Here is an 18,850-nt window from a genome sequence, read left to right on the forward strand (position 1 = left end):
GTGGCTTCCCTTACTATTTACAGGTATAATTACTGATCCACGTGAAAAATAAAATCTCATATGCGGCAAGAATTCTGGTACTCCTTGTTACCGTAAGTCTTGGCGCCCAGGCACAAACTGCCAGCACTATTATTCCGAAAACAGTTTCCAGGCGAGATACTGCCAGGCAAACGGACTTGATTGACATCGGTAAATCACTGTTCCACATCCGTCCTAAAGTGATCCGTACCGAGGGCGACAAAAAAATCTATTTCTCATTTCTGCCGATCAGTAGTGCTGTTCCGGGAGGGAACGGAAGGGCGCTTGTTACAAGTACCTCTGCTGGTATCTACCTAGGCCCCAGGAAAACAACAAACCTTTCCAGTGCCTCATTTGCACCATACTGGAACTTTGGAAGCAGGTTTGGCCTTCCTCTGCGCACCAGTATCTGGCTGCCGGAAAACACCTGGACTATCCAAGGAGATGTTCGCTTCCTGCGCTACCCTCAAGATACCTGGGGACTAGGCAGCACGCGTGGCGAAGATGACAAATCATTGGTTAACTATAACTATGTGCGCTTCTACCAAAGTGCGCTAAAGAAGATTGAGCCGTACCTGTTTGCCGGTTTTGGATACAACCTGGACTACCATTCGGGAATCCATAGTGATGAAGAGAATATCGACCTGCCAACATTTACAAAATATGCCTATGGTACCAATGGGAGTTCTGTGTCATCGGGTATAACGTTCAACCTACTTTACGATACCAGGAACAACTCTATCAATCCAATTATGCCTGGTGCTTACGCAAATATCGTGTACCGGGTAAATCCTAAATTTCTGGGAAGTAACGACAACTCGAGCTCGGTATATGCCGATTTCAGAAAATACGTGCGCCTAAACCCCGAAAAGCGAATCCAGCAAAATACCCTGGCGTTCTGGACTTATGTTTGGAGTGCAGTGGGCAATAAAACACCTTATCTGGATTTACCAAGCCTTGGCTGGGATCCTTATAACCGCTCAGGAAGAGGTTTTGAGCAAAACAGATACCGCGGGCGTACCCTGGTTTATCTGGAGGCCGAATACAGGAGAGATATCACGGCTAACGGCCTGTTAGGCTTTGTGGTGTTTACAAATGTAAATACAGTAAGCGGATCAGGATCTCTCTTAACATCCTATCATCCCGCAGCAGGAACGGGGCTGAGGGTTAAGTTTAACAAGGGATCGGGTACAAACATCGCGGTCGACTATGGTATTAGCAAAGGATTCAGTTCCATTACCCTGGGTTTGGGAGAGGCTTTTTAGAGGGGCAGCACAATTTCGAATTCAGACCCACCACCAGCAACGTCCGTTACCTTAAGCTCGCCACCGTGTGCTTTTACAATATCGTAACTCATACTTAAGCCAAGTCCCGTGCCTTCGCCCGTGGGCTTGGTCGTAAAAAATGGTTGCATTATTTTCTCTTTGATGGCAGGGGGAACGCCAGTGCCATTATCTCTAACGATAATTTTAACTCCAGCAGCATCGGTGGTTGTAATTGCTGATACGCTGGGCCTAAAGTCGGATGTTTCGGTTTTTCCTCTTTCCTGCACAGCATAGAAAGCGTTGTTAAAGAGATTGACCAACACCCTGACTATATCTTGAGGCATCAGGTTTAACTGGGGCAACGCGCTATCGAAGTCTGTTAACAGTTCGGCATTGAACGAATGATCCTTTGCCCTGAGTCCGTGATACGCTAGTTTCATGGCTTCGTCAACAAGCTCATTTACGTCAGAGAAACGTTTCTCCCCTGTACTGGTGCGGCTGTGCTGCAGCATACCTTTTACGATAGAATCGGCCCGCTTGCCATGGTGTCCAATTCGCTCTTCATTTTGCTTCAGGTCGGCCATGATGGCCTTGATCTCATCCATGTCGCCCTGTGTCAACTGAAGGTCCATTTCCTCCAGCAGTTCAATATTAACTTCAGAAAAGTTATTGATAAAGTTGAGGGGATTCTGGATCTCATGGGCAATACCCGCTGTGAGTTCTCCCAGTGAGGCCATTTTCTCGGCCTGGATCAGCTGTGCCTGCGTTACCTGCAACTGCTTCAAAGCATGTTCAGCAAGATCCTTCTGATTCTCTGTTTCTTTCTTCTGACTTTCTAATATAGCATATGCTTTTTTTCTGTTGTTGTTATTCCTGAACTGAAGCAGCGTCGCAATACAGATCAAGGTAAATCCACTACACAGGAATATAAATGCAAGTTTATTTCTAAAGGATTTCTTGGCCGCCGCAATTTCTGTTTGTCGCAAATGCTCGTCGGCATTCAGGTTTTCTATTTCCTGAAACCTGCTTACATTATAGATGCTGTCTTTTGCCGAGCTGGTAAGTTTCAGGTATTTGAATGCACTATCAGGCTTTTTAAGCGAGTCGTAAAGCGCGTAAAGTAGCGCTGTACTTTCGTATATGCCTTTATTATATGCAGCTTTGCGGGCATTCATCAATGCGTTATTGGCATAATATATCGCCGAGTCTGATTGCGCTGTTTTCTGAAAATAGCCCGCTATACTGATACCCACAGTACTGAGGTCCCTCAGGATGCTTCCTTCCTTTGCCAATGCAAAGGCTTTTCTGAAATACATCGCCGCAGCCTTTTCGTCGTTCATTTTAAGGTGCGCCTCTCCCAATACGGTATATACATTAGGGACGCCATAGGTGGAAGCCCTTGGAAGCGCTAAAAACTTATTGGCATAGTAGATTGCTGAATCCAGCTTATTTGACTTTTCGTAAACGTAAGCAAGATTACCGTAGCTCGCCTCGATAATAACTTTGTCCTTTAAAGATATTGCCAGACCTTCAGCCTGTTTAAAATATTGCTTTGCCTTTGTATAATTTTGCTGCCCTTTGTAAATGTTACCAATTAGGTTGAGCAGGTCAGGTAACAGCTTTTTATCCTTTAAGGATTCAATGGCTGTAAGCGCCTGAAAACTGAGTTCGAGTGCTTTGGAATAATTGCCTTTGGTATAATAAGCCTTGGCGAGGTCGCTTTTGCTCACTGCAACTAAAGCTTCGTCTTTCTGCTGTTCTGCGATAGCGATTTTCTTTTTTGCATAAGGAACGATGCTATCCCAGTTGGAGCTCGCATATTGTCTCATGATCTGATCGATGAGGCTGATTCTTACAGCGTCATTCTGCGCACGGTTCAAAAGGTTTTTTAAGCTATCAATGTTTTTAACCTGCGCAAAACCTGATACCGCGATACTGGAAAAACAAAAGAATGAGAGCAACTTTTTCATGTGTGTATTGGTAATCAGGGTTTTGTTTGACTATGCTAAACTGTTTTAGGCAGATCAATATACAGCTATTTTTTCAGAGCATTAAAGAAAAAAATAAGCCTGTAATGGCTGTAGATAATAAAAGAAAAACGACTATTTTTACGCCTATCCCTTAAGCGTTCCAATGAAAACCAGGATTCTCTGCCTGATATTTTTCTTTTTTATTTCTATTAAAGCAAACGCTGATGTCTTTGTTGTAACCAGCAAGGCTGATGGTGGGCCGGGAACACTCCGTGAAGCGCTTACGCTGGCTGCGGCCAATGGGGGTACAGCAGCTGATGCTATTAACTTTAATTTACCCGGGAATACCGAAGCCGATCGGACAATTGTGCTATTGAACGAGCTACCCGAGATTAGCGGGAATCTGATTATTGATGGAAGCACGCAGCCGGGAGCAGGTTTAGGAATGAGTACGGCAAAGATTATGTTGCGGCCAGATCCAAGTTCCTATATTCAATCAATTTCCAAGCGGGGTTGCTTCATGATTACCCGGGTAGGCAACATAGAGATTTATGGAATATGTTTCGATCAGTTTACCAACATCAGGGCGGCAGATTCTCCCTTCCCTGTTGCGATGCCTGTTATTAACATTGAGGGTGGAACCGACATTACAATCGGTGGGCCCGGAAGAGGCAATGTATTTGCAAGCAATAATATCGCAATTGGGGCAAGCCCAAGTCTTACCATTTTTCGTGTAACGACTAGACTAAAAATTCAATCAAACTGGTTTGGCGTAAATCCCGATGGCTCTGAGACAAGCCTATCCATGGACGCTTTTGTTTTTTTATTTGCAGACGAAGTGGAGTTTGGCGGTTCAAGCAGCACTTTTGGAAATCGGGTAGCTGGTTCGATAAGTAATGCGTCAATTATCCTTGGAGCAAATGGTAAGGTTAACTTCAATAATTTCGGGATTCTGCCCGATGGGAGGCTGTCTGCCAAGGCTTTGATCTTTAACCTTAATATTACCAGTGGGGAGATCAATGATAATAAGGCGAATTTTTTAGGGTTTATATCGACAGGAAAGAGTCTCAAATTCCTGCGAAACAAAGAATTAGCCATTTCACCATTGGCAGAAGCAGCTATAAATCTCAATAATGCTCAGGACATCCAAATTGGAAGTGATGATCTTGCCGATGTCAATGAATTTCTGGCATCAAATCGGATCAGCACAATCGCAAACCAGGGTAGCGCGCGAGTTCAGGTTAGGAAGAATATCATTCATTGTGCGCCTACAGCGTATAGCATCGTAAATGCAGCTGCTGTTGTTATACAGGTACTGGTCAATAATGACACAGAGTATTCTGGAACAGCTGTAGCTGGTTCAGAAATTTATATCTATAACGACAACAGCGACTGTCCAACCTGCAGCCCTTTGCAGTTTTACACGCAGGTAGTTGCCGATGCCACAGGGAAATGGCGCATTACGGGTGATTTCAGGAGTAACAGGTTTGTAGCTAACGCTACATTGGTGCATACATCGAGTACTTTTACGCAGCCACATATTTTGTTGGCAGCATCAAGACTTTGGTACAAAAAAAACGATCCAGGCTGTGGTGGAGGCAACGGAACACTGGAATTGGCTAATCCAGAGCATATATTAAGGGTTGAATGGTACGATGCCGTTACCAATCAAAAAGTTGGTGAAGGGCTGCAAATAGTTGGCCTGCTTCCAGGGCGCTATTATGCAATAGGATATAACGGTAAATGCTTTGTGCAGTCGCCCGGCGTAGCGGAACTGACCGATGTAACTCCGGTATTCAATGACCGTAATTTGCAGGTAATACAGCCCGGCTGCGGCGCTAATAACGGATCTATTAAGGGTGTTGTATACGACTACAGGGCTGGTCCAAGTACTTTCCGCTGGATTGACGACAACGGCAGAACGGTGTCCGATGCAAATCTGGACCTTATTAATCTCGGTGCCGGAAGCTATACGTTGGTTGTGACTTCAGGAACAAGTTGTGTTCGCAGCTACGGGCCAATAGTATTACAGAACACAAATAGTCAGGGGCCAACATTCGATGAAACTGCTGTTGTCATTAAAAAGGCAACCTGTGGCAACGCTAACGGATCAATAAAGGGAATCAATATTTTTAATGCTGCTACGGTAAAATGGTTAAATGCAAGTAACGTTGTGGTGGGCAGTAGTGCCGAGCTCTCGGATGTGCCTGCGGGAAGATATAAGCTTACCATCAGTAATGGTTCATGTACCACAACAAGCTCAGAATTTGTAATAGAAGCTGCTATTAGCAATCAGAGTTATTTTCCTGTAAAACAATTCAAAGACGCTACCTGCAACCAAAATAATGGCAACATTTCCATCAGTTTTAACCAGCTTACTCCTAAAGCGATGCGCTGGGTAGATGCAAGCACCAATGCTGTAATCGGTACCTCGTCAACACTCAGTAACCTGTCTGCGGGTTTTTATAAACTCTATTTAACTGATGAAAACTCTTGCGAGTCGCTCTACGAAACCTATCAGATTAAAACAATTATTCCACCTGTCCTTGCAGAAACCGGCATGCGTATCGTAAATGATCAGTGCGGATTACGCGTTGGAAGTATTAAGGGCATTAGCGTCTCCGGCGGCATTGTGCCCTACCATTTCGAATGGCGGAATCAAGCCAATCAAGTTGTGGCAACAACTACCGATCTTACGAAGGCTCCGGCGGGAAAATATACCTTTCGGGCAACAGATGATGTGGGTTGTACGGTAACAAGCAATACATTTACCATCAACACCGACGAAACAGGATTGCCCGAGCCTATAGTGCCAGACGTGCAAATCTGCGCACCCGGTATCGCAGCCATCATTCCGCAGCAAGTTGCTACAGGAGCTTTTTTATTGTATGCGGGAGCTACAGATTCACAGCCATTGGCGACAACAAAAGACTTTTTCAAGCTCAATGTTGCTAAAACAGGAGTCTACTATGTCAGTTATTCCACAGGCGTATGCGAGAGCCGCAGAGTGGCAGTCTCTGTTCTGGTGGCCGAAAATTCGCTGACTATTGTCAACACGTTCAGCCCCAATAATGACGGGATAAACGATACCTGGAAAATTAAGGATCTTGAAAAATATCCGGAATTTACACTCCACATATTTAACAGAAATGGACAGGAGGTTTTCAGTACTCGTGATCCGAACTTTGCCTTCGATGGAATGAACAATGGTACAGTACTTCCGGTTGGGGTTTACTATTACATGTTAAGTCTGAGGGTGGGCTGTGCTACAATTACTGGCAGTTTAACATTGTTGAGATAAATAAGATATCTTTAGGTATGTGGATGAATAAATGGAAATTAACGGTCGGATTCTTACTGTTTCCGGTCGCCATGCTGGCACAAACCATTAATGGAGAATATGCCAGAGCACTCCACCGGCAGTACCCATCTCAGCCAACAGACTTTTGTCCTTCCTGTAAGTTATGGGTAAACCCCTATTATAAGTCGATCGCCGATACGGCAAGACATATGCCGCTGTTAACTTTTTATATTTATACGAAGGCTCACCGGTTGGAACAAGAAGCGCTAAAATTACCACGATCCGGAACCTACGCCGCCTGGTATCCATCGGTGGGTCAGCCCAATGAAACGGCATTGTACAGTGCCGCGAATAAGGTTATAAATAGGCCTGATCAACCCGAAGAAATCCAAAAGGGACACTGTCAGGCATGGATACTGTTGGCCTACACCGTTGATGCTGCTATTCTCTCAGATACCTATACTTTTAATAGCGCAATGGAGTACCGTGGGCAAAATCTGGGAACTGAAATTGCTTCTGAAGATCTGTGCAGGAAACTTACCGGCTGGAAAGGAAATCCGGAGTTAACCGACAGTGTAAAAATCTGGTGTGGAACTTTCGGCAGTCAGGCTACCTATACCAAAGGGAAAGTTACAGGAACTGTTCCTGCGTATTATTATAAGATTTTGAAATATAAAGATCACTTGCATGGTAAAGAGATAACTACCTGTTACTGGTTTCCGAACCAACCTGAAGAAACTCAGGATAAGCTGAAGCAAAGAGAAGTTAGTTATAAGCAGTTGAAAGTTAATTTGGGTTTTGATCCCATGGCGGTTTTTACCGAGTGATGCGATTGAGCTAACGGAGTTTTTATTAGCTTTACGGGACTAGAGTTGCTACTTTAAATCCCAACCCAATGTTATCACCCTCAGACAACGCTTACTTGGACACCAAAAAAATCATGCTTGGCAAAGGAGTGATGAAACCTGAGTTCAGGCAGCTTGCTGATTTTATTGATCAAACCTTCTCAGTCAAAACCATTAACATCATTTACGATATTTTTGGTGAGGAAAAACGTCCACGGTTAAACGTCTGCTTTGAGTACGAGAGCGAAAAGTTAAGCTTTAATAAGGGTGGTAAACAATCACTAAACTTCGATGCTAAAAAACAACGGCTTATCGCGCAGCACTTCAATCCTGATGCAGATGTTTTTGTTTTCTACAGTGCATTTGAGCCCATTGCTAAAATGGAAGCGAATGAAAGTGTAACGAAGGTTGATCTTAATCAGCTTAAAAAACAAATAGCCGGCCCGGATCTTTGGGAGATCTCGCGTATTTTCTCTGTAGCTACCTTCTTTTTATACACAACTGCACAAGTAAAAAGCCTGGATAATGAAACGAAAAACAGTTGGACCGACTGGTATTTTGAAAGGTTAAAAAAATACGATGTATTCGGTTATTTTAAGCGAGATACATTTACGATCTATCTGGATAGCAAAGAGAATTTCGATAAGAACTATCAAAGTAATTGGTACTATTATTACAAGTAAAAATAAGCGATAGGACCTTAAATTTTATTGTTCAGTTCCGCTCAATTAACTGTTCAAAAATGAACACGATGCTTCTTGATTGTATTGTATCCTATTGATAATTAGCTTATTTAAATGGAGAAAAGCACTTGGCATGTGCTTGGTAGTTTAGTGTTCGCTATTAATCCAACGTAAACTAATCTCGTTTCTCATGAAGCAAAAGCTACAACTCTTAACGCTACTCATTTCCTTGCAATGCACTGCAGTTTCTTACGCACAAAACGCCACAAAAGATGCAGAAGCAGCAAAATCCCTGCGCGAACGTTTTCAAAGCGGATCTGCTGAAATCTCCAACTACAATACAGCATGTTATTTGGCCCTTGAGGGTGATAAAGCCCTGGCACTAACCTATCTTAAAAAAGCTATTTACAGTGATGGCTTTTCGAATCTTAAAACTATTGAGAACGATACAGATCTGATCAGCCTGCACAGCGATCCGCAATGGGCCAGTCTGGTTAAAGCTGTAGCAGATAAAGGAGACCAAAGTAAAAAAGTAACATTCTTCTATAATCAGCCAGCATTCTGGGAAAGCAAAGCATTAAAAACATCTTATGCAGCAAATATCTCTGCAGACGAAAAGGTTGCCGGACTGTCTAAGTTCTGGTCGGAAGCTAAATACAACTTTGTCAATTTTGACTTGATTCCAAACCTAAATTTCGACTCGCTTTATTTCGCTTATTTGCCGAAAGTAAGAGAAACTAAATCCACATACGATTACTATAGGCTGATGTCCGAATTCTGCGCCCAGTTAAAAGACGGACATACTAATGTTTTCGCACCGGATGCGTTAACCAACGAGGTTTACTCGCGTCCGCTATTACGCAGCAGGCTGATAGAAAATAAAGTTTTGATTGTTGGCGTATTTGATAAGGAGCTCGAAAAACAAGGCATTACGTTAGGCCAGGAAATATTGAGTGTTAATGGTCTCCCTGTTAAAGAATATGCTGCAAAAAATGTCACACCTTACCAGAGCGCTTCTACGCCTCAGGACCAGGACGTGCGTTCGTTTGAATATAGCCTGTTTTCAGGCTCATCTGCCGAACCGATTAAGTTGGAATTGGCGGATGCTGCCGGACGTAAGTCGACCTACACCATTAACCGCATAAAACCTGCCGACCGCCCGGTTATTCCAGGTGCAGGGCCATTTGAGTTCAAAATGCTTAAAGGTAATGTAGCTTATATCGCACTTAACGGTTTCGACAACGATTCTTGTGCAAAAGCTTTTGCTAAAAACTTCCCGGAAATCTCTAAAGCAGATGCCATCATATTTGATGTCAGAAATAACGGAGGCGGCAGTTCCTCTGTTGGGTGGAACATATTGAGCTACCTTATCGATAAGGCTCAGCCAATCAGTGCCTGGTATACCAGAGATTATAAACCAAGTTACAGGGCCTGGCAAAATCCACAACAAAACTTTGGCAGCGGCAATTCTTTGCAGCCAAATGGAAAGTTCCTGTATACTAAGCCTGTGATTGTGTTGACGGGACCAAAAACATATTCTGCAGCAGAAGATTTTGCTGCGGCATTTAAGTCATTGAACAGGGGGCTGGTTCTTGGTAAAGCTTCTGGCGGAAGCTCAGGGCAACCTTTGTCCATTACCCTTCCAGGAGACCTCTCTGCACGTATCTGTACTAAAAGAGACAAGCTGGCTAACGGAACTGACTTTGTAGGCATCGGTGTATTGCCGGATAAGGTTGTTGGACAAACTGTTGCTGATTTCAGGAAAGGGATTGATACTGATCTGGAAGCTGCGCTTAAAGAGTTGAAGAAGTAGCTATTTTATGTGTTGCCAGCAATAACCAGAACCGTTGCCGTTGCGTTTACAGCGACTTCCTTTCTTGGTTGTCGCCTTGCATTGTCCAACGTAGTTTGTTGTCTTTGTACTGCTAATGGCTCTTGCTCGTGCCTGATTGGAATTAGCTGAACATATCCCACAACTGCCACCAGCATTGCAGTATTTGCAGCTGCTGCAGTTGGAGCAGGCTTTGCAAGGGCTGTCGCCATAACAGGTGGCGACAACGACTTTATGTTCAACTTTTGTTGGCGACTTGTGGACAAGCGTTAAACTTAAAATAAGGAGCAGAAGTATTTTCACGGAGAGCGGGTTTTGATTTTTCTCTATTAAAGTTCGGGTTAATTTATATGAAATGCAATACTGATAAACGGGTAAATAAGTTAATCTCACTTGTATGCAGACTTAACCATCTTAATTCTTTCAGAAACTGTTGTATCCCCATCAATTCGAATTACCGGACAGCTCACCGACCCGATCCACGCTTCATGAATTTTAATGTTTCTTCCGCTAAATTCCCGATCGTCATATCTGGATGCCCAGGCCATAAATTCGCGGAACAACAGGTTTCGTTCTGGATTGTCATAGATCTCATTCCCGTATCTTTCCAGTTCTCTGTTAACCAGTCTTTGTAACCGAATCTCGGACGGAACATAGAGAAAACTACAAGGTCAAATTGCGTCTTCCACTCCTCGCCCCAACTCACCAGAGAGCCTCCAACAATAAAACTTTCGTGTGGAAGCAGTTGGTCCTTTAGCATTTGGTTACGTTGTTCCGGATCGCGCTTTATCGTGTAGGGGATATCGGATTCAGCCCAGAAAAAGCTATCAGTGTCAAAATATGGGATATTGAGTTCAAGAGATAAGGCTTTGCCTAAGGTAGTAGAGCCTGCGCATGATGCACCAACGATATGGATTTTCATGATATAAAACTATTACAAAATCTAAAGTAATTTTCAGTAATCGACATAAAAACTTTTATATCGCATCCTGACATATTCCGTTTATACTTGTATCTCATTATGGAAGAATTTATAGCCTTCATAAAAACAATTATCTATATCGATGATTTGGATTTGCAACTGGTACTCTCCCGCTGCAAAACAAGGAAAATCGCGAAAGGAAAAATGATTCTGAAGAAGGGGCAGATTGCCAGTCAGTATTTCTTTATTGTATCTGGCGGAGTACGGTTTTTTTATCATTTTGATGATCAGGAAGCCACAACATGGGTAACGTCACATCCCCGTATGGGAAGAATTCGGCAGAAAAATATGGGAAACAATGTCAGTGCGTATGATAGACCAGATTCTAAACTTTCAAACCTTAACGGCCGAAGAACACTACCTCGAATTTATGCACCAACCTGAAATGATCCAGAAGGTTGCCGTTAAACAATTGGCCGCCATACTGGGCATCACACCTAATGCCTTAAGCCGGATCAGAAAAAATATCCGCTGATATTCGTTATCTACCAATTGGTAGTTTTGACAATTCAAGCTGCGCATACCTTTGAGTCATCAAACAACCAATCATGACTCAACACAAAGATATACCAGTAGATCCGGCGCATTTTACTGATAATCAATTGATCCAACATTTTTCAGGATTCAGCAACCGGTATGCAACAGTTAATGGCATACGCCATCTTAAACTTTCTAGGACATTAAGACTTTAACAACAATAACACAGACATGAAAAAATCAATTATAGTGGCAGGTGCTACCGGAAATCTGGGACACAAAATCTGCAGGGAATTAATAGCTAAAGGAGCCTTCGTAAAAGCAATCGTAAGGAATCAAACTGATCCCGAAAAAACAGCATCCTTAGTCAAACTTGGCGTGGAGGTTATCGAAGTAGACTTTAATAATCTTGAGGCTATCGCAATGGCATGTACAGGTGTGGCCTGCGTTGTTTCCGCCCTGGCGGGCCTCAGTGATGTAATTATCGATATACAAAAAAACATCCTGGACGCTGCGGTAAAAGCAGGGGTTCCAAGGTTTATCCCATCCGATTTCTGCACAAACTACAATGACCTGATCCCAGGTGAAAACCGGAACTTTGATTTAAGAAGGACATTCAAAACCTATCTGGATAGTCAGCGAATTCAAGCTTCCTCTATCTTTAACGGTGCTTTTGCGGATATCCTGACCTACAATACGCCAGTGCTGAACGTTAAAGATCAGAGCATCGCTTACTGGGGAGACAAGGCAGACTGGAAGCTTGATTTCACCACGATGGATGATACGGCAGCTTTTACCGCCGAAGTTGCCCTGGATGATGACGCGCCTAGAGACCTTCAGATTGCAAGTTTCCAGATCAGCCCGAAAATGATCCAGGCTGATGTAAAAGCAGCAACCGGAGCCGAATTTAACCTCAGGCAGTTATCTACACTCGACGACTTCAAACAAAGTATTGTGAAGCAACGGGCTGAAAATCCTGCTGGCGAAAAAGAACTTTACGCGAAATGGCAGCAAGCGCAGTACATGTATTCTATGTTCTCGACACATCATGATCAATTGGCCAATGGAGGTTATGAAAGCTTGACCTGGACGGATGGCTTATCATTTATCAAGTCTTTCGTTACGCGCAGATAAACACTTTACCCGTACTTTTCTTTCCAGGCTTTCTTTTGGTTACTATAGGCGGAATTTGATTCCGCCTGCTTCCATACTTTATAAAAAACGTTTGCCGCTTCAGCCTTTTCAATATCACCTGTGCCTCGCTCAAGCTCTGAATAGTCATTTTCTTTATCGTACTTCTTGCCCCCTTTATAGTTGGCATATCGCCTGGCTCTGGTATAGCCCATCTGAAGATATTTCCTGGCTAAATCTGCACCTACAAATTCTCCCGCATCCAGGTAAGTTAGAAACTGCTGGTAGATTTTCTGACTGCTTTCCCTGGCGATCTCCGGATTTTTAAACCGCCAGTTGGGGCCAATTTCGGATTTATAAGGTTCGCAGATGAGCACACCCTGTTCCCCTTTCCCTACGCGATATTTTTGGGGTTCTTTCCGATAGTCTACCTCAGGTTTCCAGGCATAGCTTTCCTCATCAAAATTCAGGTAAGAAGGGCGTCGCACTTTAGTCATTTGCCAAGATTGAAGGTAAATAGTTACATTGGGCCATAGCTAAATGTTATTTGAAGCAGATACCTTTTATCGGCCAGCCTGCTTATCCGGTCTATGGTAAGGTATTCTCTGGGATCTGAGCCACCATAATCAACCTCTTCGCCCAGTGATAGCATATCGGCAGGGTTTGATTCACCTGATTTGATCCGGGCAGATACCGCATCCAATCCTTTAACAATTTCCAGTGGCGTCTGTAGTCCTTTGTTAACCTGCCGCATCAGCGTTATCGCTGCACTTCGCCAATAGGAGAGATCCGTTGTATCGGCAGCAAAGCGGGTTGTTTCTATTTCGAATTTAAGTGTATAATATTCACAGCCAGACTGCGTAATCTTCACCTTATCGCCTTGAGGCATGCTGAATGTTTCAAGGCCAGTCATGCGATCGGCCTGCAATACAAAATGCGCATCCGGGAAAACACTTTTTTTAACTACGGGTTCTGATGCTCCGCGCGGACATTCTGTTTGATTAGTCGTGTCTGGAACAACCTGGGAAACAACGGGTGCTGAAATAGTATCAGGCTTTGCCTTTTTAGTGTTATTGCTGGCAACAGGATGTTCGGGGGCCGGACCACATCCGGTTACTAACAGCGAAATTAAAAGTGAAAAATGTGCAAGCAGGTTTGCAGATTTAAGGTAGTATCCCGATGATGTTATAGCGCGCATCCTGTAACAACAACAATCCGGGCAGAACGTTTTTTTTCTAAAAATTGAACCCAAACATTTACTAGGCAGTGCTGTTGTACCCACACAATCACTTAGACAAAACTCTACTATGAAAAAAATCACAACTTACCTGGCGTTTAGTGCGCTTCTATTTGCTGCTGCACCTTATGCTTCAGCTCAGATCAAAATCAACTCAAAAGGAATCGGTGCTGTAGGCAAAGGCTTAAAAGCAGTAACGTTCTCAGATGCTGATGCAGCTAAACTGGCTGGCGAAGCAGTGGCCTACATGGATACACATAATACCGTAGCTGGCGAGAAAGATCCCTATACCATCAGACTGAAAAAGATCTTTGCCAAGCATCAGAGTGAAGGCGGGCTCAAACTTAATTTCAAGGTTTATAAAGTTAGTGATATCAATGCCTTTGCATGTGCCGATGGCAGTGTGCGCGTATTTTCGTCATTGATGGATATTATGACTGACGATGAGTTGTTAGGTATTATCGGCCATGAGATTGGTCACGTAGCGAATAAAGATTCACGCGATGCGGTTAAAAGTGCTTATAAAAGAGAGGCCATGATGGATGCAGCGGCTTCGCAGTCTGGCGTTGTAAATTCGTTATCACAAAGTCAGCTGGGCAGCTTTGCCACAGCATTGTTAGACAGCAAATTTAGTCGCAAGCAAGAAAGCGAAGCGGATGATTATGCTTATAATTTCATGAAACAACACAACTATAAAGTAACGGCCCTAGCCAGTGCTTTCAATAAATTCGCCGATATGGATAAAGGCGCCAAAAGAACTAAATCTGAAAAGATGCTGAGCTCTCATCCGGATAGTGCCGAACGTGCAGCTAAAGTGCTTGAAAAAGCTAAAAAAGACGGTTTGGCGAGCTAAACCTTAACATGAACCCCACTAAGAAAATACTAGTTTCAGGGGCCAGCATCGCTGGCCCCACATTGGCCTACTGGCTCCATTATTATGGCTTTGACGTCACCATTGTTGAGCGTTTTCCCGAGTTGCGTCTTGGTGGACAAAATGTAGACGTAAAAGGGCCGGCATTGGAGGTCATCAGAAAGATGAACCTGGAAGATGCAGTGCGAGAGGCCAATACTACCGAAGTAGGCCTTCGCTTCGTAAACCAGAAAAACGAAACCCTTGCTGAGTTTTCAAAAGAAAGTGCGCTGAGCATGACTCAGGAATTGGAGATCCTTCGTGGGGATCTGGTCAACATATTATACGAGCACACTAAAGCAGATGTTCGTTATATTTTTGGAGACTATATCAAAGACCTTAATGAACAGCCGGAACACATGGAAGTGACCTTCAACAGCGGCAAAACTGAAGTGTACAACCTTGTTATCTCGGCAGAAGGTATTGGCTCTAATACGCGCAATCTGGTGTTTAAAGAGCGTGTCAAATTCAAATATCTTGGGGTTTATACGGCATACCTCACCATTCAAAAAGCAGCAACAGATAGTCGCTGGGCCCGATGGTGCAATGCTCCTGAAGGTATTGTATTTATGATGCGGCCAGATAGCTACGGTACAACCCGGGCGTCAATTACATTTTTATCACCTGAAAAGGGGTATGAAAAACTTCGCATTGCAGAACAAAAACAGGTCCTGATTGATAAAATTAAAAATGCGGGATGGGAAGCAGGACGCCTTACAAAGGAGATTTCAAAATCCGAAGATCTTTATTTTGAAAGGGTGAGTCAGGTTAAAGCACCACTCTGGCATAAGGGGCGTTTTGCGATGACTGGTGATGCCGCCTACTGTGCTACACCTATATCAGGCAAAGGAATAGACCTATCGATGTCGGGAGCGTATATCCTTGCTGGAGAGTTATCGATGACGGATGACTATGAAAAGGCTTTTACGAAATATGAAAACCGAATGCGTGGTTATGTGGAGTCCAGTCAAAAGCTTCCGCCGGGGATTCCCGGAATCGTTTATCCCACATCAGGGATTGGCGTAAACATACTTAATGGTTTGTTTAGTCTTGTTGGCAGCAAGCCTGTTCAAAAACTAATCAGTCTGTTTACCAGCAAAAATAAGGCGGCTAAGTCAGAAATCGAACTTCCTGATTATCGGTAACCGGTTTGCTCTGTGTGGTTCAACGATTAAATCCGTTTCATAATCGATGTCTGATTTTGTATATTCGTTAAGCAATTAACTTATAGGCAAAATACTCGATGGACTACGAAGGAATAGCATTTACCGATGCAGTAAAAAAGCTGCAGGCGGTACATGGCAGTCGCGCTGCCTACGCCAGGATAGAAGCTGGCGACCATTCCGAGGGCTTCACGGAAGCTGAGGAAGAATTTATCAGCGACAGGGAGCACTTTTACCTGGCCAGCCTTGGAGCATCCGGGTATCCGTATATCCAACACCGGGGTGGGCCGAAAGGCTTTATCCATGTACTCGATGAATTTACGCTCGGTATTGTTGACTTCAGTGGAAACAAACAATATATCTCTATCGGGAATGTAGCCACCAACCCAAAGGTTTCATTGTTCCTGATAGATTACCCAAGAAAAACGAGACTCAAGTTGTATGCAGAGATGCGTGTTGTAGAACTTGCCGATAACCCGGAATTGTTCAGAAGGCTAGATCCCATATATTATAAGCACAAGGCAGAGCGAATGTTGCTCTTTGATGTTAAGGGCTATAACTGGAACTGCCCGCAACATATTACGCCCCGGTATACGCTGGAGGAAATAGAAAGCGCTTTTTCAGAACGGAATGCCTACGTGCAAGGTCTGGAAAATGAGATCAAGCGGTTGAAAGCAGAATCACGTCAATGATGATATGCTAAAACAACAAGTCGCTAATGGTGTTGATTCTGTATAACCACATAGGATTTATACCGCATGAGCACAATTCATCAGATAGAACAACTTGAACAATTTCTAACTCCAGAGCAGATCACCAAATTGGAAAAAGCTGCAGACCGACATAAGCAGCAATCAAACGTACAGTTCAAAATCCTGAGTGTGCAAGACAAAACTATATCCGTCGAAACTACACAATCAGAGACACCTTCGGGAAAGTATGCCAGCGAAGCAACACTTGTTAAACGCACAGAAGATCTTTTCAGGAAAATCCTGCCCGAATTTAAAATTACGGTAAGCACAGAAACCTTTCATCCTTCACCGGCAAGTGTAGTTACTGCTGCGTGGATAGATAAGAAGATGCAGGAGAAGGAGGTGCGCATCAAACAAATTGCTTTTGAGACGGGTGTTGACCGGGAAAGCATTTCAGACTGGGTAACCGGAAAAAGATCGATGAGCCAGATCGTTAAGGCAATGTTTTACTTTTACCTTTCAAAATAGCCAGTATCAAAAAGCAAGACCTACCTACAAAAATCTGCCCGGTTTGTAACCGACCTTTCGCGTGGAGGAAGAAGTGGGAGAAGAATTGGGAATCGGTGCGCTATTGCAGTAAAAAATGCAGCGGCGAAAGAGCTAAAATGAGCCTAGCTAAGTAAACGGAAATGCTAGCTAATCCATTTAAGGGAAATTTGATAGGCTAAATATTAGTTCGATGTGTTTTTAATGCGTTCCACCTGACTTTTATATCGCTCAATTAGAGCCAATATTTTTTGAGCTTCTGGTACGTCATATTGAGTTAACTCAAATGAAAGCTTTTTACCTGTTTCAACCTTCCCGTCAATAGGGTTATATAAGTAAATAACTTTTGCAACTTTTGACTTTCTTGTACTATCGAGGAATTTTGAAAATGTGTAACCTTTTGATGATAGCTTGTTATTAAAATGAAAATATATTGAATCAGGAAAGCTGGCGTCTTTCTTCTTGAGATGTAGATGCGTCTCAACCAAAGCTCCCTTTACTAACTCTTTATGAATAAGGGTGTCATTATTTAGATCGAAATAGGGAAAGTTAGGATGTGAATAGAGTTCAACAAGTGAATCAATATTAAATTTATGACCAACAAGGGTATCCAAATTTTTATATTTAATTCCAGAGATCAGTTTGTCGGTACTTTTAAAAACATGATATGTAAAGGTTGTATCAGTTTTAACTAAGGTGTCACTAAGTACCTCCCCTTGCTTGTTCATAGTAACATTGGAATATTCATTTTCTGAAGGAATACCAAATATCATGTAATCACCAACATAATATAGTTTTGTCCAAAAAGTCATATGGCCAATTTCTCCGGTAGCACTCTTAACTTCAATATCCAGTTTAAGCTCCTGTTTAATTACAGGACTATCTGTTTTGCTATTGTCAAAGCCGCCATTGATAAACAGCACGATAAACAATAAAAGTATTAATGTGGGGAGGTTTAAAACTGATTTGGCGAGCCTATTCATGATATTGAGCGTTAAGTATGAAATATATTGCTTTAACATTAGATGATACTATTCTTATGCTATTAGCGGGATTCAATAAATATATCCATTAGTTCTAAGAAATAAAGGCATGTTAAAATAAATCACATAGTAGCATGACAGAATGCTAGCTATTAAAACACAGTGTATACTAACAGATTTGCGCCGTCTGGAACCGCCCTTTACAAGGAGAAAATTGGGAATCTGTAAAGTATTGCAGTAAAAAATGCAGCGGAGAAAGAGCTGATTGAGCTAGCTAAATAAACGGAAAAAACTGTTTGTGTTCCCAGGGGCCTCCTAAATAGTACCAAAGATCAAGCCCTGTGGCTTCCACTTCAAAAGGCTTGAAAGTATCCGATAGCTCCGCCAGCAATGCCCTGGCAATTTCCGGACTGGTTTTATTTTGCACGGTCACATGTCCCCGAAACCCTTGTTTATCCTGTGGGCTGAGATGTACGCTAAATGCAGATGCCAAATGCGCCCGTAATGCTGTCAACTCCTGTGCTTCCATACGGAAAGCAACGCCTGCTCCGAGGTTGATTAGCCCGATAGCATTTAATTTAAACGACGAAACTGATAGCGCCGATAACTGTTCAATTATTTCAGGTAAATCAGGAAGTTTATGAAATAAAGTCAGGTGTGCTTTTAGAAAATTCCGTTCAGGTGGAAAATGTTCCAGACGTAGCAGATCAAAAAACGCCTGTGAACGCTGATCCATCCACAGCGTCAAAATCAAAACTTTTTCACTATTTTCCAACTCAGTTAAGTTTTAAATAAACAAAAAGCTGCCAGAAGGCA

Annotated in this window: 19 protein-coding genes; 12 read left to right on the forward strand and 7 right to left on the reverse strand. The window is 43.0% G+C overall.

The genetic code is table 11. The features are described 5' to 3' along the window. Window positions 1-41: 41 nt before the first annotated feature. Window positions 42-1,283, forward strand: coding sequence for a BamA/TamA family outer membrane protein (locus CLV32_RS22070; RefSeq protein WP_243732385.1), 1,242 nt, complete (start codon window positions 42-44; stop codon window positions 1,281-1,283). On the opposite strand, the gene CLV32_RS22075 is transcribed toward CLV32_RS22070, so the two are convergent. Beyond that, window positions 1,280-3,253 carry a tetratricopeptide repeat-containing sensor histidine kinase gene (locus tag CLV32_RS22075; protein ID WP_133559143.1) on the reverse strand — a complete coding sequence of 658 codons (1,974 nt, stop codon included), beginning with the start codon at window positions 3,251-3,253 and terminating at the stop codon, window positions 1,280-1,282. The genes CLV32_RS22070 and CLV32_RS22075 overlap by 4 nt on opposite strands. Window positions 3,254-3,416: 163 nt before the next feature. Between CLV32_RS22075 and CLV32_RS22080 the strand changes: the two genes are divergently transcribed. The 4 genes from CLV32_RS22080 to CLV32_RS22095 all read left to right on the forward strand — a co-directional run bounded on the left by CLV32_RS22080 (window position 3,417) and on the right by CLV32_RS22095 (window position 9,895). Beyond that, on the forward strand, window positions 3,417-6,554 hold the full coding sequence (locus CLV32_RS22080) for a gliding motility-associated C-terminal domain-containing protein (protein ID WP_133559144.1): 3,138 nt from the start codon (window positions 3,417-3,419) through the stop codon (window positions 6,552-6,554). Window positions 6,555-6,571: 17 nt separating this feature from the next. Next, complete coding sequence (locus CLV32_RS22085; protein ID WP_133559145.1) at window positions 6,572-7,381, forward strand: DNA/RNA non-specific endonuclease; 810 nt, start codon at window positions 6,572-6,574, stop codon at window positions 7,379-7,381. Between the two features lie 68 nt (window positions 7,382-7,449). Continuing rightward, window positions 7,450-8,082, forward strand: coding sequence for a hypothetical protein (locus CLV32_RS22090; RefSeq protein ID WP_133559146.1), 633 nt, complete (start codon window positions 7,450-7,452; stop codon window positions 8,080-8,082). Window positions 8,083-8,272: 190 nt separating this feature from the next. Continuing rightward, window positions 8,273-9,895 carry a S41 family peptidase gene (locus CLV32_RS22095; protein WP_133559147.1) on the forward strand — a complete coding sequence of 541 codons (1,623 nt, stop codon included), beginning with the start codon at window positions 8,273-8,275 and terminating at the stop codon, window positions 9,893-9,895. On the opposite strand, the gene CLV32_RS23490 is transcribed toward CLV32_RS22095, so the two are convergent. Both CLV32_RS23490 and CLV32_RS22105 read right to left on the reverse strand, forming a co-directional pair. After that, window positions 9,896-10,306, reverse strand: a complete 411-nt coding sequence (locus tag CLV32_RS23490; protein ID WP_394346184.1) for a DUF5763 domain-containing protein — start codon at window positions 10,304-10,306, stop codon at window positions 9,896-9,898. A gap of 73 nt (window positions 10,307-10,379) precedes the next feature. Beyond that, on the reverse strand, window positions 10,380-10,835 hold the full coding sequence (locus tag CLV32_RS22105; protein ID WP_208111078.1) for a P-loop NTPase family protein: 456 nt from the start codon (window positions 10,833-10,835) through the stop codon (window positions 10,380-10,382). Window positions 10,836-10,934: 99 nt separating this feature from the next. Between CLV32_RS22105 and CLV32_RS22110 the strand changes: the two genes are divergently transcribed. Both CLV32_RS22110 and CLV32_RS22115 read left to right on the forward strand, forming a co-directional pair. Next, a complete protein-coding gene (locus CLV32_RS22110; protein ID WP_243732386.1) occupies window positions 10,935-11,279 on the forward strand; it encodes a cyclic nucleotide-binding domain-containing protein in 345 nt (114 codons plus the stop codon). Window positions 11,280-11,603: 324 nt separating this feature from the next. Next, the gene (locus tag CLV32_RS22115) at window positions 11,604-12,506 is read left to right on the forward strand and encodes an NmrA family NAD(P)-binding protein (RefSeq protein ID WP_133559149.1); all 903 of its coding nucleotides are present in this window, start codon (window positions 11,604-11,606) and stop codon (window positions 12,504-12,506) included. Between the two features lie 5 nt (window positions 12,507-12,511). Here CLV32_RS22115 and CLV32_RS22120 read toward each other — a convergent pair whose 3' ends face one another. Further along, window positions 12,512-13,000, reverse strand: coding sequence for a DUF4385 domain-containing protein (locus tag CLV32_RS22120; RefSeq protein WP_208111079.1), 489 nt, complete (start codon window positions 12,998-13,000; stop codon window positions 12,512-12,514). A gap of 23 nt (window positions 13,001-13,023) precedes the next feature. Continuing rightward, window positions 13,024-13,701: a hypothetical protein gene (locus tag CLV32_RS22125; protein ID WP_133559150.1), complete on the reverse strand. Its 678-nt coding sequence runs from the start codon at window positions 13,699-13,701 to the stop codon at window positions 13,024-13,026. Window positions 13,702-13,810: 109 nt separating this feature from the next. Here CLV32_RS22125 and CLV32_RS22130 point away from each other — a divergent pair, with 109 nt between their 5' ends. The 5 genes from CLV32_RS22130 to CLV32_RS22150 all read left to right on the forward strand — a co-directional run bounded on the left by CLV32_RS22130 (window position 13,811) and on the right by CLV32_RS22150 (window position 17,188). Continuing rightward, on the forward strand, window positions 13,811-14,593 hold the full coding sequence (locus CLV32_RS22130) for a M48 family metalloprotease (protein ID WP_133559151.1): 783 nt from the start codon (window positions 13,811-13,813) through the stop codon (window positions 14,591-14,593). Between the two features lie 8 nt (window positions 14,594-14,601). Beyond that, window positions 14,602-15,795: an FAD-dependent monooxygenase gene (locus CLV32_RS22135; protein WP_133559152.1), complete on the forward strand. Its 1,194-nt coding sequence runs from the start codon at window positions 14,602-14,604 to the stop codon at window positions 15,793-15,795. A 98-nt stretch (window positions 15,796-15,893) separates the two neighbouring features. Continuing rightward, a complete protein-coding gene (locus CLV32_RS22140) occupies window positions 15,894-16,505 on the forward strand; it encodes a pyridoxamine 5'-phosphate oxidase family protein (protein WP_133559153.1) in 612 nt (203 codons plus the stop codon). Between the two features lie 66 nt (window positions 16,506-16,571). Next, a complete protein-coding gene (locus CLV32_RS22145; RefSeq protein ID WP_133559154.1) occupies window positions 16,572-17,033 on the forward strand; it encodes a helix-turn-helix transcriptional regulator in 462 nt (153 codons plus the stop codon). A gap of 5 nt (window positions 17,034-17,038) precedes the next feature. Beyond that, on the forward strand, window positions 17,039-17,188 hold the full coding sequence (locus tag CLV32_RS22150; protein WP_133559220.1) for a DUF2256 domain-containing protein: 150 nt from the start codon (window positions 17,039-17,041) through the stop codon (window positions 17,186-17,188). Window positions 17,189-17,236: 48 nt separating this feature from the next. On the opposite strand, the gene CLV32_RS22155 is transcribed toward CLV32_RS22150, so the two are convergent. Both CLV32_RS22155 and CLV32_RS22160 read right to left on the reverse strand, forming a co-directional pair. Further along, window positions 17,237-18,073, reverse strand: a complete 837-nt coding sequence (locus tag CLV32_RS22155) for a hypothetical protein (RefSeq protein ID WP_133559155.1) — start codon at window positions 18,071-18,073, stop codon at window positions 17,237-17,239. A gap of 235 nt (window positions 18,074-18,308) precedes the next feature. Next, window positions 18,309-18,809 carry a 2'-5' RNA ligase family protein gene (locus tag CLV32_RS22160; RefSeq protein WP_208111080.1) on the reverse strand — a complete coding sequence of 167 codons (501 nt, stop codon included), beginning with the start codon at window positions 18,807-18,809 and terminating at the stop codon, window positions 18,309-18,311. Between the last annotated feature and the right edge of the window lie 41 nt (window positions 18,810-18,850).

The sequence above is a fragment of the Pedobacter duraquae genome, assembly GCF_004362245.1.
GTDB lineage: Bacteria > Bacteroidota > Bacteroidia > Sphingobacteriales > Sphingobacteriaceae > Pedobacter > Pedobacter duraquae.

Coding starts and splice junctions, on each gene's coding strand:
- CLV32_RS22110 (WP_243732386.1), top strand. CDS start 10,935: ATGGAAGAATTTATAGCCTTCATAAAAACAATTATCTATATCGATGAT.
- CLV32_RS22085 (WP_133559145.1), top strand. CDS start 6,572: ATGTGGATGAATAAATGGAAATTAACGGTCGGATTCTTACTGTTTCCG.
- CLV32_RS22140 (WP_133559153.1), top strand. CDS start 15,894: ATGGACTACGAAGGAATAGCATTTACCGATGCAGTAAAAAAGCTGCAG.
- CLV32_RS22090 (WP_133559146.1), top strand. CDS start 7,450: ATGTTATCACCCTCAGACAACGCTTACTTGGACACCAAAAAAATCATG.
- CLV32_RS22120 (WP_208111079.1), bottom strand. CDS start 13,000: ATGACTAAAGTGCGACGCCCTTCTTACCTGAATTTTGATGAGGAAAGC.
- CLV32_RS22095 (WP_133559147.1), top strand. CDS start 8,273: ATGAAGCAAAAGCTACAACTCTTAACGCTACTCATTTCCTTGCAATGC.
- CLV32_RS22155 (WP_133559155.1), bottom strand. CDS start 18,073: ATGTTAAAGCAATATATTTCATACTTAACGCTCAATATCATGAATAGG.
- CLV32_RS22135 (WP_133559152.1), top strand. CDS start 14,602: ATGAACCCCACTAAGAAAATACTAGTTTCAGGGGCCAGCATCGCTGGC.
- CLV32_RS22080 (WP_133559144.1), top strand. CDS start 3,417: ATGAAAACCAGGATTCTCTGCCTGATATTTTTCTTTTTTATTTCTATT.
- CLV32_RS22130 (WP_133559151.1), top strand. CDS start 13,811: ATGAAAAAAATCACAACTTACCTGGCGTTTAGTGCGCTTCTATTTGCT.
- CLV32_RS22145 (WP_133559154.1), top strand. CDS start 16,572: ATGAGCACAATTCATCAGATAGAACAACTTGAACAATTTCTAACTCCA.
- CLV32_RS22115 (WP_133559149.1), top strand. CDS start 11,604: ATGAAAAAATCAATTATAGTGGCAGGTGCTACCGGAAATCTGGGACAC.
- CLV32_RS22075 (WP_133559143.1), bottom strand. CDS start 3,253: ATGAAAAAGTTGCTCTCATTCTTTTGTTTTTCCAGTATCGCGGTATCA.
- CLV32_RS22105 (WP_208111078.1), bottom strand. CDS start 10,835: ATGAAAATCCATATCGTTGGTGCATCATGCGCAGGCTCTACTACCTTA.
- CLV32_RS22125 (WP_133559150.1), bottom strand. CDS start 13,701: ATGCGCGCTATAACATCATCGGGATACTACCTTAAATCTGCAAACCTG.